Here is a 15,661-nt window from a genome sequence, read left to right on the forward strand (position 1 = left end):
TCAATTTTTCTGTCCGAAGGTTTGCCTTTTATGCTAACTTTTTGAGGGTTTTAGACTAAAACCAGCGCACTTTTTGGGGATTTAAGAAGGCTCAAACCTTTAGTTGTCAATGCTTTGAGATTAGAACGGTAAGCCCTAGTTATATCATGTCCGGATAATCAGTTATAAAAAAGCCTTCTGCCTTCCTAAGTTGCTTCATTCTCCATTTCTGACAAAATCTGCAAACTCTTTTCATCTGATAACTCCTGTTGACGACTTTCCCTGGCAACTTGCTGCAAAAATTTGAGATAATTCCGCCAAACAGTCTGACTATTAGGATGTTCTTGTCCTAGTTGTGAAAACAAAATAGCTAAAGCTTGCAGATACAATGGTTCCGCTGATTGGTATTTCCCTTGAGCACGATATAATCCTGCCAAGTTGTTGAGGTGGGTGGCAAGGGATGGATGATTAGCAGGCAGGGCAATTTTATCGATTTCTATGGCTTGTTGGTACAATGGTTCCGCTGATTGGTATTTCCCTTGAGCACGATATAATCCTGCCAAGTTGTTGAGGTGGGTGGCAAGGGATGGATGATTAGCAGGCAGGGCAATTTTATCGATTTCTATGGCTTGTTGGTACAATGGTTCCGCTGCTTGGTATTTCCCTTGAGAATTATATAAATTTGCCAGGTTGTTGAGACTGGAGGCAAGACAGGGATGATTAGGAGGCAGGGCGATTTTGACGATTTCTATGGCTTGTTGATACAATGGTTCTGCTGCTTGGTATTTCCCTTGAGAATTATATAAATTTGCCAGGTTGTTGTATAGAGTCGCAACATCAGTATTATCTTTGTCTAAAAATTTTTCAGCTATTTCTTTACACTTGACTAACCAAGTTTCTGCCTGTGAGTAAAATCCTTGAGCTTCATAAAACCTAACCAGTTGAATAAAAGGAATAATCAAATCATCATTGCTCAAATACTCAATCAAATGTTTTGCCACTTCCATAATATGGGGAATATCAACTTCAAGTTCCTTTACTTGCTCCAGTGTAATATTCTGGGGAATTTTCCCTGCCGCCCCCACCATCCCCACAACAAAACCACGTTTCAACTCATCCGCTTCTGGATCTTCTCTCAATTTTATCTGCAAAAACTCCCGCACCAGAGGATGCAAACTATAAACCCCAGATTCAACATTCTTAACTAAATGGAGATTTAGCAGATCCCCAAGAGCAATTTCCCACACTTCATCATCTTTCATCCTATCCAAAAACAAACGAATAGGTGTCAAAGCAAACAACCCCAAGCTCAAACCTATTTCTTGAGTCTGAGCATCCAACCTATCCCAACTCAAAGCGATCGCCTCTGCCACACCATGAGGATAATTAATCAACTCATTAGCAGACATTGCCCGATGTTCCAGACTCTTTCCCTGTAAACGCTGGAGCATTTTTGTCAAAGCTGAATTATCTCTATTCAAAGACTCCCAATATTCATCCAAATACCGCCCTACCAATTCGATCGCCAGAGGCAAATAACCCAACCATTTCAACAACTCCCTTGCTTTCCAGGGTTCCTGCAAAACTCTATCTCTACCCAATATTGACTTTAACAACTGCATCGCTGCCAAAGGTGGCAACACATCCAGAGGCAACTCCCGAAATGCCTTGCCAAAACTTTTACGGGTAGTCAGCAGTACCCGAAACCGAGAAAAGTCTGGAGGCAAAAAAGGCTTTACCTGAGTTTTGTAGTCAGTCACATCATTATATATTAGTAACGCCTCCCCCTCAGACCAATTTTGCCAACAGTAGCGCAACCTTCCCTGTAAATCTTCCTCCTCCGGTAGAATAAGTCCGAGATTATTCTGAGCAAACCTCAGTATCTGAATACCCACATCTCCCGCAGATACTTCCAACCAACAAATACCACCAGGGTAAACAGACTTATTAGCATGAGCGTATCGACGGGAAAGTTCCGTTTTACCAACACCTCCCATTCCAGAAATAGAAGCAATAGCAACCCGTTGATGATTTTTTAGCAATTCGTGGAGTTGGGCAAGTTCCCTTTCCCTTCCCACAAAAACCTTATTATTTAAACCTTCCTCCCCAGGAATATTGTATTTTTGGTTAGGATGTTGAGATTGGGTACTTTTCTTTGTCGGTGCCCATCCCGACGGCGGCAGTCATATTTGATTGAAGTTAACATTACCCTCAATAGTAGTTCCAGTATTACCTATAAAGTTTCCAGTATTACCTACAACGCCCCCAGTAATAGTGCTTCCCTGAAACAAAGCATTAATTTTCTCAGCAGTTATCCCTTGAGACTTTATTTCTTCCAACTTCGCCTCAAGATTTTTCACATATTCCGGATATTCCTCTTTAGCAACCGCAACCACATCAATAATATCTTGCTTAAGTTCTGGGTTTTGATTTGCCACTGCCTCCATTTCCCGTATCGCTTGCTCAAAATCTCCAGGAAAAGGATTTTCCCGTGCAGGTTTCAAAGCAGCAAAAGTATTCGCAGGCATTGTTTTTATCCCTTGCCATAACTTACCCAAATTTTCGGTAGTCTTTTCTGCTAAACCTTCCCCTGTTTTTTCCACATATTTAGTTAAAAAGTGGTAGGCGATCGCTACTGCCGTCAATTCTATAGGTTCCATTTTCCAGAGTCCTTTTTAGATAGTTAAAAGTAGCTTCTTATCCTAAAATATCGCTTCCGGAAAATTATAGAGTTTAATAATATTAGCAAATACAAATAGAGCTGCTGCATAAGCCCTTTCAATAATTAATAATTAATAACTCATTTACAACGACCCAGTTTTAGATGGAGATAGACTTATTTTTACTGCTAATGGTCTGACAAATGATTTTTTTAACTTTGCTGGAGTAGATTACACCTTGAAATTAGCTGGTTTTTCTAGTGACGGTGGTAATACTTTTTTCAGTGTGTTTAATTCTCCAGAAGATTCAGTAGCAAATACAGTATTATATGCTGATACCGAACCCAAAACAATAATTGCTCTGGGTTTATTTGGTATTTACTTAACAGCTTCATTAAATGTTAGAAAAGGGAGTAGGGAGTAGGGGGAAAGAATTGATAAATAGGGTTTGCTGAAAAAGTCTTAGCTTAATGCTGAACGCTGAATGCTTAAAAACTAATGTTCCTGCAACCAACTCAACAAATCTTCCAGACTATTTAAGTCTAAAAAATATTCTCCTAAGTCATCTAAATCTTCAACAGATAAATCTTCAATTTGACTACTTATTGCCTCTGGAATTTCTCCAAAACGCTTTTGAATTTGACGCATTATTAACCGCAATTTCCCTTTTTTTTCCCCTTTTTCCTCCGCATAACTTATCCGTCCTCTTTCATCTTGAAGCATCATTCCTCGGCGGTCAAGCATATCTAACTCTTCCGGTGTCATGTTAATTTGTTCGGCAATATTTAAAGCCTTTTCTATTTCCGAAACTTCTCCTAAATTCTCCGGTATCTCATCTAAACTGCTAGCTTCTTTGAGAAAATAAATCCACTTATCACTCAAACTTTCTAACTCAGACAAACTTTTCTTAAATTTGGGCAATTCCACAAAAATTAGTCGCAGTTCTTTATCCAAACATTCAAAATTTTTCTCCTCTTCTTTAAACACAAACTTATTAATTACCTTCTCACTCTTTTTAAATAACATAAAATCTGTAATTGTCACAGCGATCGCTGGATTTAGTAGAGGGTACTTTTCTCCTTTGTCTAACTGATTAGCATAAGCTTTAGCTAAATTGTAAGCTACCCGTTTATTAAAAGCTCCCATCCATGCTACTTGCATTTCAATCATCACCAGAGAACCATCGAATAAAACAGCTTTAACATCTAAATAGGTATCTTTTAATGAGATAACTTTACCAGGATTAAAAGGATTAACAATCGTCAAAGACTGAATCGTTTTTTCACCCCCATAAATAATTGCATTCAGAAAGCTAATTAAGATATCTTCACTTTCTTCTGAACCGAATATTTTTTTAAAAGCATAATCAATTTTAGGACTAACAAATTTCATAGTATTTTGTTTCCAAATTCATAATTAATAATTTCTAATTTACTCGGAGTACAACTTTAAATTTTTTTTGATTACCATAGTATTCACACACGTATATCTCTGGATCTTTTGTAGGCAAAATAACTCTTCCACACTCTACTGCCACTGATACGGGAACTGCGGGTAAAATATTGATAATGCAATTGTGTCCGTGTCTGGCCTGAATTTCATTGAGCAACTTACGATACTCATAGCTAAAGATTTCAAGTTGCCTTTTTGATTTTAAGAAATGCGGTGAAGGTTCAGAAATAGTTATCTGGTAAATACTACAATCACTTGAAAGCAAACTTTCGTATTTATCACGTTCAATTGAGTCGCTGATTGCCAATTTTAGAAATACGATTTCGCTTTGACCTTCTTTTTCGCAAGAAACAAAGTAATTAATCTCACTAATAGTCTCTTCTTGCCAAGACCAAGTTTTGCTTGTATTTTCTATATTCCTATGAGATTGGTAGATATCTGTTGGAACTGTATCACCTATACATTTTCCCAAATACATCAATAAAGGCATAGGTGATATTCCAAATAGAGAGATATGTTTTATTTTTACATCATCAACACCTTCATCCAAATATCTTGAAATTCTACGCTTAATCTTAGTCTCTGCAAATGCTTGCCATTGCTCAGGTGTCCCCATTCGATCAAAATCTTGTTCTTCTATTTTTATTCCTTTAGTATCTGTCGGAAATTTGGGAAACATTGCATTTCTTACAGCCTCAATATTGATAGGAACAGTTCTATCCCCAATATTCACAGAGAAAACTAATACTGTAGATTTGTATATATCCTCTGGATAGTTCGTTTGTATCTCTATTCTATTTTCATGTTCTTGTTTCCAAGAACGTAATAATTCAATTGGGTACTTTTCTGGATGGTCATCTATTTCTTTATGGCAACTTTTGCATAAAAGCATTAGGTTGTCAAAATCCACTTGCATTTCTTCTGACTGGTCTGTTCCTCGGGGACCATCTTTACTAGAAGCAATAATGTGCGCAACTTCTGCAAAATTACCTTTACTTAACGTTAGACCGTTATACCAAACAGGTGTATTGCATCCTTTAAATTCGCACCGCCCTGCAGATTTTACCCACAGTTGTAATTTTGTTGTTTCAGGAATAGGTTTTCGTTTTGCCATTTTATGTACTGGGGAAATCTTTACCAAATACTTGTTTTAAAGCAGTACACGCATTACAAGAATTGTCTTCTTGTGATGCTATATTTAAGACTTTTTGCAAAATAGTTAATTTTTGTTTCATCAATTCTATTTGATTATCAGTCATTTTTTCAAAAAGGTCGTTATAGGGTTGAACAGGAAGTTTCACACTTATTTGGTTTTGCCAAGAAAACATTCCAATAATTCCGTTGACAACCATTTGTAAAGCCCTCAAATCATTGTATTGGTAAGAGTAAGTATAAGTTCCATAATTATCATCTTTTTCTGCTGTAAAAAGATTATAACAACAAGCAGTTAAAGCTATTCCTGTAGGTCGTCCTCTAACTGAAGAGAAATTACAGTCTTTCCACCTCTTCAAATACCTTATAATTCTACGAAATTGGTCTCTATCTGAACTATCAGCAATTTTAGACTTCAAAAGCTCTTTAAGCTTGAAAGGATCAGACAATTCCCAAATTTTCTTATCTTCAGATGAATTGATTAAGCCTTTGGCAATATAAGTTACTTCGTTTCCCCAAGAATTCCTCTCAGTTGAGTAAATAGCCAGATCGACATGAAAATCTTTTTGACTATTCTCATGATATTGGACTCTTACACAAGGTCTTTTTATTTCAACTGTTCTTTTGCCTGTCTTTAGAGCATGGCAAACCCATTTTTTGACTTCAACTGGCTTATAATCACTTCTTGAAAAATTAAAAATTATGCCTACATCAATGTCATAGTCATCTCCTGGAAGGGGTTCTACTCCTGTTGCCAAGTTATAACTTCCTTGGTTAAAGAATTCAAATGTAGGCGTACATCTGGGAAATAACCTTTCTAAACCACTTTTTAAATTATTAACAATTAAGTCTCTCTTATCGCGCAATAGTTGGCTATCATCAAAATCTATTTTGATAGTGTCATGAAATTTATTAAATTGAGTTTGTAGATTTGCCATAATTTTAGTGATGGAAATCTGTAGTGTTACACAAGTAGTGATTTTGGTAATTAGCCTCCTGACAATGAAAGAGATTTATTTGTAAATATCATTGCATCTACAAGATTACCAGACTACTTTCTCCACAATAATAAAACTATAAATACTGAAAGTAAAATCACTTCTGTTCCTAATAAGCCATAATAAAGACAAAAGCAAGAATTTTTAGATATATTCCCATCCGGAAATTATTGGCTATTTGTACAAAATAATTCATATTTCGGTTTTAATAAAACCTTGAATAGTGCGGATTAAATTGACAAATAAATAATCAATAAAATCCGCACTTTTTTTCAGAATAATTATTATTCCAATCAACCAATTTCAGTTGACTGATAACTGTATTTACCTCTTCACCAACTTCTTACTCAGCTTCCGCAACCGAACTGACTCAGGAGTAATCTCCACCAACTCATCTGGTCCGATATATTCCAACGCTCGCTCCAAACTCATATCCACAGGCGTTTGCAACTGCACCAATTCATCCCCAGTAGCAGAACGATGGTTAGTCAACTGCTTAGTTTTACACACATTCAAATCCAAATCTTGAGGACGGTTATGCTCTCCTACAATCATACCCTTATAAACCTTCGTACCAGGAGTAATAAAAAACACTCCACGGTCTTCAGCATTTTTCAACGCATAAAAAGTTGCCACACCTTCCTCAAATACAATAATTACCCCATTGCGTCGTGCTTCAATTTCACCAATAAACGGACGATAATCTAAGAAACTGTGGTTCATAATACCTTCACCACGAGTCAGACGCATAAACTCACCCCGGAAACCAATCAAACCACGAGCAGGAACAGAAAAATCTAACTGAGTACGACCATTAGTACCCACCTGCATATTCTGCATTTCACCTTTGCGCTGACCTATTCTTTCGATGCAACCACCAACAGCATCTTCAGGAACATCCATTACTAAAAGTTCAAATGGTTCGCATGGTTGACCATTTACTTCTCGATAAATAACTTGAGGTTGGGAAACTTGAAACTCATAACCTTCTCGACGCATGGTTTCAATCAAAATACCTAAGTGTAGTTCCCCACGACCAGAAACAGAAAATTTCTCTGGAGAGTCAGTTTCCTCTACTCGCAATGCAACATTAGTTTCTAACTCTCGCATCAAGCGATCGCGTACTTGTCGAGAAGTTACAAATTTTCCTTCCTTACCAGCAAATGGAGAGTCATTTACAGAGAAAGTCATTTGCAGAGTAGGTTCATCTACTTTAATTAAAGGTAGTGCTTGAGGTTCATTAGGACAAGTAATAGTTTCACCAATATTAGCATCACTAAATCCAGCAACTGCCACAAGATTACCAGCAGCAGCTTCTTCAATGTCAATGCGTGCCAGACCTTCAAACCCCATTAGTTTGGAAATTTTTGATTTGACAATACTCCCATCTTCTTTGACAATTGCTGCTTGTTGCCCAGACCTAATCACACCATTGTGAATCCGACCTACAACTATTCTGCCCAAATATTCTGAATAGTCGAGAGTTGTCACCTGTAACTGTAGAGGTTTTTCAGGGTCTCCCACTGGTGGTGGGACATGATCTAAAATAGCATCGAAGAGACACTGCATATCTGTAGACTCTACATCCAGGTCTTTTTTGGCGTAACCTGCTAAACCAGAGGCAAACAGATAGGGAAAGTCACATTGGTCATCATCTGCTCCCAGTTCTATAAATAGGTCTAGAACTTTATCCACCGCAGCGTGGGGGTCAGCTCGGGGACGGTCAATTTTGTTGACGATAACTATGGGCCGTAATCCTTTTTCCAGAGCTTTTTTGAGGACGAAGCGAGTTTGAGGCATTGGGCCTTCATTAGCATCAACAATGAGCAAACAACCGTCAACCATACCCAGGACTCGTTCTACTTCTCCTCCAAAGTCAGCGTGACCGGGGGTATCAACAATATTAATTAGAGTATCCTTGTATCTTACGGCAGTATTTTTGGAAAGAATTGTAATCCCACGTTCCCTTTCCAAGTCGTTGGAGTCCATTACACAATCAGGAACCTCTTCCCCTTCGCGGAAGATACCGGATTGTTTGAGGAGTGAGTCAACTAGGGTTGTTTTGCCATGGTCAACGTGGGCGATGATGGCTACGTTGCGAATAGGAAGAGACATAAGAAGTTTTGATTACAACTATTAGTGTTAAGTTTATTTAACTATTGTACCTGACAGAAGACAAAGATGGGCTAAGTGTAATCTTCAAATTATTTTCAAGTCTCACTATTACTATTACTATATTGATAATAATTTCATTAGCATTCATACTTACTTATTTTCATTTATAAGTATTTTCATATTAAGTATAAACTTTAGTTCACAAATAAAAAGTGATGTAATTTACTTTTGATAGCTTCTTTGAGTTGATAGTTATTTTTATACCTTTTATAGATAAAAATTGGCATCTAATCTAAATAGCAAGTTCATTTATTTATTCATTCCTTAAGCTTGTATTTTTTGCCAATAAATCTGATATTTAATTAAAGATTTATTTAAGATTTTCTACAATTTACTTCGCACAAAAAATCTGTTATAATTAATTGATTACACAATTACTTTTATTTGTTTGAGTGCTATCTATGGCTTTACCACCATCATTAGAACGTATTGTTAAAAAATTCCAACGGGCATCTTCTAATAAGTTGCGCTATGAACAACTGCTTTGGTACGCAAAAAAATTACCTGATTTTCCAGAAGCTGAAAAGATACCAGAAAACAAGGTTTATGGTTGCCAATCTCAGGTATATATTACTGCCAATTTAAATGATGGTAAGGTTTGGTATCAAGGTGATTCTGATGCTCAGTTAGTGAAGGGATTAGTGGCCTTATTAATTGAGGGAATTAATGGATTAACTCCTGAAGAAATTGAGCAAATCACTCCAGATTTTATTCAAGAAACAGGTTTAGCAGTAAGTTTGACTCCTTCCCGTGCTAATGGTTTTTATAATATTTTTCAAATGATGAAAAGTCAAGCTAATGTATATTCAAAATAACTTAGTTAAAGATGATCTAATAGACATCTCCATAAAATAGGGAATAGGGAAAAGTAATTGACAATTTATTGATAAGAATTGATTTTATTTTTAATTTTTGGAGAAGTCTAATATATATAATTGAAAACACAAATAATTGACTTTTTTATGAAAATATAGTAAGTATGCTCTCCGTTCCCACAATATATTAACCGACAATGAAACAAACCTGCACTTTGTATGGGATGCTATCGGTGGGAGAGTAATCCCCATTGACCGAAAAAATGGGTCTCAAGCCTTACCCTTTTAGGACGACTTTTCTATTAATTTTTTAGCATTTTCAATTTCTGTTTCCGGTATAGAGTCTATCCACTCTTCAACAATTTTAGTTAAACTTTTGTCCTCCAAAAATGTGTCAACCTGCCCTGAATCTTTTAAACAACTTAGTTTGTTTGATTGATGGCCGGCGAGGATATTAACCAGACACTATACACTATAAATAATAAATTGAGTCTTTTTTTAAAAAAACCTAGACAATTCTATTTTAACAAGTTTAGAATAAGGTAGTTTAATTAATTCTCTAAATTAGTTTTCAAAAAAACTTATACTGTAGATGATTGCTGGAGGAAACATAAAAGATATGGATATGGAAGCCCTGAGAGAACGTGCGGGGCTTACCCGTGCAGAAGTAGCAGATCGACTAGGAATAAGCGAAACCAGTGTTCGTAACTGGGAAACGGGGCGTACAGAACCAACAATGACTCCCCAAAAGTACCTAGAAATTCTGGATATTTTAAAATGTACTCCAGAAGAATTAGCAGTAGCTAGTGACAAGTCCATTAGTCAACGCCACAAGCGCAAACCAGGTAGACCAAGAAAAATGATCGACAATAATAATGGAGCAAGTGAGGTAAAAAGTGCAGAATCAGCAACTGGCCATTAATGAAATTGGTGATTAAAAAATCAGCAAGTGATCGGCACAAATTTTAATTTTGCCTTGAGTAAAGTATGATTTCAGTGAAAGTGCAGGAGTGAAAATTTTGAATAAGCTCGGTCTATTTAAGAAAAAATCTCCAGATGAACCGAAATTGTCAGTAGATGACATTCCAGAAGCTGTAAGAGATGAATACGAAAGTCCAAAACAGCAACCTATTCAGTCTCAGAAAAAATGGCAGATTTGGAAATTATTAGGTATAGGGGCGATCGCTCTGATGATTAGTATTGGTTTGCACTTCCAACTTCATCAAACTCAAGACAAAGCTTTTGTTAGCCAAATCAAACAAAATTTAGGCATAAAATTAGTTGAACCATCTGCAACTCCTACAGAAGTAGAAGAAACCCCCTCACCATCTCCAACTCCTTCTATCCAGCAGCAAGAAAATATTCTTGGACATTTGCCATATAAAGAGGCAACTTGGCAGGAACTAACACCAGTTTTTGGTAATCAAAATGTCAGACTCCGCTCAAATGCAGCAGAAAGATTTAATGCTATGACAGATGCAGCTTGGGCGACAAATATTAATTTAGTTCCTATTTCCGGGTTTAGAACTTTGGCAGATCAAGAGTATTTGTTTTTTGAGCTAAAGGCAAAGCGAGGACAGGCAACATATCAACGAGCCGAAGTTAGTGCCCCTCCCGGTTATAGTGAACATCATACAGGCTATGCCATTGATATTGGAGATGCTAGAGTACCAGATAGTTATCTCAAAGTTAGTTTTGAAAATACAAAAGCTTTCCAATGGTTGCAAGAAAATGCAGGTAACTATGGTTTTGAGTTATCGTTTCCGAGAGATAATCCTCAAGGCATTAGTTATGAACCCTGGCATTGGCGCTTTGTAGGTGATAGTCATAGTTCAGAAACTTTTGAACAAGCTAGGTCACTTGAACAAGATCGACAAACTGAGAATCAGGATTTAAGTAATCTTGAGAATTAAGTAATATCAAAACTTCCTGTCAGAAAGTTGCTTGAAAACTTGATCGCCAGACTCAACTTCTGGCAACTTTAAGCGTTGGTAAAGTGCGTGTATGATATTCATCTTAATTCTTTAGGAGTCAACCCACCCGCGCGCCCCTCCCTGGAGGGGAAGTCAGTCGGACTTCCTTAGGAGGGAAGAAATAATCAGAAACCCCGAATAGAAGGAGAAAGTTTTTTGGTCGCGTAAAGGTCACGGAGTTCTATCGCGCTCTTATCCGGACATGATATCATACCTCTTTTCACCAACGCCCAACTTTAAATCATCCTTTAAATTAATTTATCAAGAAATATTGATTTATTTTAAATTTTTGGGCGTTGGTGAATCAAGCGATGAAAGCTAAATTTATAAGGTATAAAATGCTTTTTAATTAGTATTTAGGCGATTGCCATTTAAAAAAATCATAGCCAAAATCACCAACGCCAATTTTTGTTCATAATCAGTTATTAGCAAATAATTTTGAGCTAAAACTTAATTTATAGCACTACGCAAATACGTTAGGACGTTTATATAGCAATAAGCGCTGGTATATTTACAAATTGCAGGAAGGGCAAAATAGCTAAAATCTTATATGATCGGCAATTTATTCCCCCTTCCGGAGCTGTTGCCTGTTGCCTGCGCACAGCGCTATAAATGCTCAAACGAGCGTCAGGGATTACTTCTGACTTTTATACGGGCGTTTTGATCCGCAACATGTAAAGCAGCAGCTCTACGTTAGCAAATGGCCATTAGCTAGCGCACAACTACATTAACGCCCCTACTAACTTCTGTACGTCGCCAATCCGACGGCTCCCCTATGCGCGTAGCGCTATAGGTAAACGGTTCTCTTAGTGGTCTGTCAGCTTTGAATTGATGGGTTGAGACGAGCAGGGGGAGCAGAAAGGATAGAGACTGCAGAGGAAAATTAACCCATCAAAACTAACTTTACAAAATACTAGCGGGCAGGTTCCGGATATTCTCTTCAACTTCAGAAAATATAACTATCCTGAGTTCGGACTGTCGGTTGATAGAAACTTGAGCTTCTATCGATCTCAAAAATGCGGTTGGCTTGACTGTAAATTTCTATGGACAAGATACCGCTGACAGCATCGGTTGCAGCAGGAAGTAAGCATTAAAAATTCACTTGATGTGAAGCTTTATATCAGTTTTATGGAACAGTAAATCATGCTGAGTAATTTGCAAAAAAGAACAGCCCAAGCTATCATCAATATCTTTGAAACTAGCAGGGTTGTGGGAGATTATTCTTTAGTTGTTTGTGCTCCAGGAGACCCTGGTGGATTAACCTATGGAAAATCCCAGACCACGATCAATAGTGGTAATCTCTACTTGTTAATCAAAGCTTATACAGAAGCAGATGGAGCAAAGTTTGCTGATGAATTGTCTCCCTATCTAAAAAGTTTAAAACAACAGGATAGAACTCTCTGTGACGATAGAAATTTACATAGAATTTTGCGTCAAGCAGGCAAACAAGACGATGTGATGATAGACACACAAGATGCTTTCTTTGATCGGGTTTATTGGACTTCTGCGATTAACCGAGCGACTTCACTTGGTATTGAAACTGCTTTAGGGACTGCAGTTGTTTATGACAGTACAATTCATGGTTCCTGGGGACGAATGCGCGATCTCACAATTGAAAGGTATGGTCATCCTTCTGAGATTGGAGAGCACCCTTGGATTTCTAACTACATCAATGTTCGACGAGAATGGTTAGCTAATCATTCCATCAGAATTCTAAATAGAACCGTTTATCGAATGGATGCTTTCCGGAAAATAATTGACATAGGAAACTGGAGCTTAAACTTACCTTTGAATGTGAGGAGTTTAGTAATCAGTGAAGAAACATTAATTCCAGATATTATTGTTGCTCCTGTAGTAAGTGGACTTCTGTTATTTTTAACAGAACCTTATATGAGAGGAGGAGATGTTAGAGAAGTACAACAGGCGTTAGTTGATCGCGGTTTCTATCTAGAAGATGGAATTGATAGCGTTTTCGGTCCTCAAACAGATGCAGCCATTAAAAAGTTTCAACAACAAAATTGGTTGGTAGTTGATGGAATTGTTGGTTCAGCAACCCGTTCAGCACTAGGTATAGATAATGATTAAACTTGGATTAAGTAAGGAGAAAAACTAATGGGAATTTTATCAATGGGTTCATCAGGTGAAGGTGTAAAACGTCTTCAAGAAAGACTCAAAGAATTTTCTTTCTATCAAGGAGAAATTACTGGTAATTTTGATGCAGCAACAGAAGTAGCTGTTAAATCTTTTCAAGATGCTGATGGGTTAGCGGCTGACGGAGTTGTTAGTTTAATGGCCTTGCACGCATTAGGTTTATTACACTTAGAAACAATTGAATAAAGGAAAAACACAAAATGCAAATGCTAAAAAACGTTACGCCTTGTCTATGAACAAAAATTGCTTATGAGTTATCCCGTCAAATTCTGCCTGAAGTGAATAACGTTGTCCCAGGAACTCTTGTAGATTTTTCAGACCTTAATATTTCCATTGATCCAAAGCAATTTCCTTTATTACAGCAAGCTGCCAAAAATGCACTAAGAAGAGCGATCCAAAACCGAGGCACCACAATGGGGATTAACTCAGCCTATCGCACTTGTGCTCAACAATATCTATTGCGTTACTGGTTTGAATATGGAAATCCCTGCGGTTTTCAAGCTGTTGCACAACCAGGAAGTAGTAGTCATGAAAGTGGTTTAGCTTTAGATGTTGCTGACTGGAGTGGTTGGAGACCTTATTTAGAAGCTCAAGGCTGGACTTGCTATGGTCAGGGGGATGTAGTTCATTTTACTTTTCCTGGAATTCCCATTGCGAATGTGGAAATTCAAGCGTTTCAAACTCTTTGGAACAGGAACCATCTCAACGATCAAATTGATGCTGATGGTTTATATGGACTGGAAACGGCAAGTAAACTCAGTATTTCTCCCTCAGAAGGTTTTGGAGGAGACCCAGGACTGCGAATTCTGCGATTAGCTAGTCCTTTTATGAGGGGTGGAGACGTTCGTCGAATTCAGAAGAAATTGAAAGAAGGTGGTTATCTTAATAATGATAGTGACGTTGAGGGTATCTATGGACCAATAACAGAAGCTGCTGTCAGGAAATTTCAAACCAATGAAGGAATTACAGTTGATGGGGTTGTTGGTCCTGAAACTTATAGAAAATTAGGGATTGAGTAGTTTGAATTGAACATTGAGGTAGAGGGCAAACCTTGGTTAGTTGTCATTAAAAATTTACTCTGAAAACCTAATTCTTGTTGATTTTATAGTATTTAAAAAATATAGAATATAACTTAAATGTTGTTTTATAATAATGAGAAATAACTACTATAAATTCAATATATGAGACAAACTTCCCTGAATATTATTGCGATTAGTATTTTTATAATGACAATGTCTGCTTTACTAGGACCAATTTTTAATATATCCCCAGTAATACCAGCGATCGCTACTTTTTCTGTGATGGTACTAGCTGCTATAGATACATTAGGATGGCAAGGTCAGGCAAGTATGATTATTGTAGACTTAGTGGAAGGTACATCCTCAGAAAGACGCAACCGGATTATTAGTCACGAAGCTGGACATTTTTTGGTAGCTTATTTGTTAGATATCCCTGTTAGTGGGTATGCTCTCAGTGCATGGGAGGCATTTCGGCAAGGTCAGTCTGCTCAGGGTGGGGTTAGGTTTAATGACGAAAAGTTGGCTGCCCAGTTACAGAGGGGTATGGTTTCTGAACAAGCTATAGACCAATATTTTACGGTCTGGATGGCGGGTATTGCTGCAGAAGATTTAGTTTATGGTAACGCTGAGGGTGGGGCAGAAGACCGGGCAAAAATTACAGTAATCTTAACACAATTAAAGCGCTCTACAGAATCTAAACTTAAACAAAGTTGGGCATCCTTGCAAGCACGAAGTTTAATCGAAAATCATCAATCTGCTTATCAAGCATTAGTGACTGCGATGACACAAAAAGCTTCTGTATCTGAATGTTATCAAACTATTGAGGAACATATTTCTGCAGATCGGACATGAGACTTATAGCCTTTTTATCTGGGATATGGAAACCAAGTACTATTAAATAGGGAATAGTAAAGGTGGGAAAACATCAGGATATAGGGTACTGGAACAGTGCGCTTTTTTGATCAGAAAAACCTCAATCTAGATTTACATCTCAAATAAAAACACTATCAGGAGTTATGCATGAGGTACGAAAAACTATGATTTGAAATTGCTGCCCTGTAGGTTGCTTAAGACAAAAATACGCTGCAGGTCTGTAAGTCCTGACTATATTATATTATAGCAATGAGCGCTGGCATCTTTACATGTTACATAGATATTTGCAATGTAATATAAAAGTAACTGTATGAGCTGTATTTTTCATAAATTAGGCGATCGCTAAACCTTAAAGTTTTAAGGATGTCTGTAATGGTATTGATAATTTACAGTTTATAGCTTGAAATTGTTTAC

General features: G+C 37.2%; 13 protein-coding genes and 1 pseudogene. 8 read left to right on the forward strand and 6 right to left on the reverse strand.

The features are described 5' to 3' along the window. Positions 1 to 185: 185 nt before the first annotated feature. A complete protein-coding gene (locus F6K27_RS12325) occupies positions 186 to 2,057 on the reverse strand; it encodes a tetratricopeptide repeat protein (RefSeq protein ID WP_287276435.1) in 1,872 nt (623 codons plus the stop codon). Between the two features lie 105 nt (positions 2,058 to 2,162). Continuing rightward, positions 2,163 to 2,639 (reverse strand): hypothetical protein, encoded by a 477-nt coding sequence (locus F6K27_RS12330; RefSeq protein ID WP_287276436.1) that lies wholly within the window; start codon positions 2,637 to 2,639, stop codon positions 2,163 to 2,165. A gap of 142 nt (positions 2,640 to 2,781) precedes the next feature. On the opposite strand from F6K27_RS12330, the pseudogene F6K27_RS12335 reads away from it, so the two are divergent. Then, positions 2,782 to 3,063, forward strand: a pseudogene (locus F6K27_RS12335) (choice-of-anchor K domain-containing protein); the annotation flags it as partial. Positions 3,064 to 3,134: 71 nt separating this feature from the next. Here the strand turns inward: F6K27_RS12335 and F6K27_RS12340 are convergent. The 4 genes from F6K27_RS12340 to typA form a co-directional block, all read right to left on the reverse strand. Further along, positions 3,135 to 4,031, reverse strand: a complete 897-nt coding sequence (locus F6K27_RS12340; protein WP_287276438.1) for an Rpn family recombination-promoting nuclease/putative transposase — start codon at positions 4,029 to 4,031, stop codon at positions 3,135 to 3,137. Positions 4,032 to 4,065: 34 nt separating this feature from the next. Beyond that, complete coding sequence (locus F6K27_RS12345) at positions 4,066 to 5,205, reverse strand: SAVED domain-containing protein (RefSeq protein ID WP_287276440.1); 1,140 nt, start codon at positions 5,203 to 5,205, stop codon at positions 4,066 to 4,068. Between the two features lies 1 nt (position 5,206). Next, positions 5,207 to 6,181: a nucleotidyltransferase gene (locus F6K27_RS12350; RefSeq protein WP_287276442.1), complete on the reverse strand. Its 975-nt coding sequence runs from the start codon at positions 6,179 to 6,181 to the stop codon at positions 5,207 to 5,209. A 384-nt stretch (positions 6,182 to 6,565) separates the two neighbouring features. Beyond that, entirely contained in the window at positions 6,566 to 8,356 is a 1,791-nt protein-coding gene (gene typA / locus F6K27_RS12355) for a translational GTPase TypA (RefSeq protein WP_287276444.1), read from the reverse strand. Positions 8,357 to 8,817: 461 nt separating this feature from the next. Between typA and F6K27_RS12360 the strand changes: the two genes are divergently transcribed. The 7 genes from F6K27_RS12360 (at position 8,818) to F6K27_RS12390 (ending at position 15,226) form a co-directional block, all read left to right on the forward strand. Next, positions 8,818 to 9,231 carry a SufE family protein gene (locus F6K27_RS12360; protein ID WP_124144247.1) on the forward strand — a complete coding sequence of 138 codons (414 nt, stop codon included), beginning with the start codon at positions 8,818 to 8,820 and terminating at the stop codon, positions 9,229 to 9,231. A gap of 619 nt (positions 9,232 to 9,850) precedes the next feature. Then, complete coding sequence (locus F6K27_RS12365) at positions 9,851 to 10,153, forward strand: DNA-binding transcriptional regulator (RefSeq protein ID WP_124144248.1); 303 nt, start codon at positions 9,851 to 9,853, stop codon at positions 10,151 to 10,153. Between the two features lie 88 nt (positions 10,154 to 10,241). Beyond that, positions 10,242 to 11,144, forward strand: a complete 903-nt coding sequence (locus F6K27_RS12370) for a D-alanyl-D-alanine carboxypeptidase family protein (RefSeq protein ID WP_287276446.1) — start codon at positions 10,242 to 10,244, stop codon at positions 11,142 to 11,144. A 1,203-nt stretch (positions 11,145 to 12,347) separates the two neighbouring features. After that, complete coding sequence (locus tag F6K27_RS12375; protein WP_124144250.1) at positions 12,348 to 13,289, forward strand: peptidoglycan-binding protein; 942 nt, start codon at positions 12,348 to 12,350, stop codon at positions 13,287 to 13,289. A gap of 27 nt (positions 13,290 to 13,316) precedes the next feature. Then, a complete protein-coding gene (locus F6K27_RS12380) occupies positions 13,317 to 13,541 on the forward strand; it encodes a peptidoglycan-binding protein (RefSeq protein WP_124144251.1) in 225 nt (74 codons plus the stop codon). Between the two features lie 92 nt (positions 13,542 to 13,633). After that, on the forward strand, positions 13,634 to 14,374 hold the full coding sequence (locus F6K27_RS12385) for a peptidoglycan-binding protein (RefSeq protein ID WP_287276448.1): 741 nt from the start codon (positions 13,634 to 13,636) through the stop codon (positions 14,372 to 14,374). Positions 14,375 to 14,536: 162 nt separating this feature from the next. Then, positions 14,537 to 15,226 carry an ATP-dependent Zn protease gene (locus tag F6K27_RS12390; protein WP_287276450.1) on the forward strand — a complete coding sequence of 230 codons (690 nt, stop codon included), beginning with the start codon at positions 14,537 to 14,539 and terminating at the stop codon, positions 15,224 to 15,226. Positions 15,227 to 15,661 lie beyond the last annotated feature (435 nt).

It is taken from the genome of Okeania sp. SIO2F5, assembly GCF_010692685.1.
Classification (GTDB): Bacteria; Cyanobacteriota; Cyanobacteriia; order Cyanobacteriales; family Microcoleaceae; genus Okeania; species Okeania hirsuta.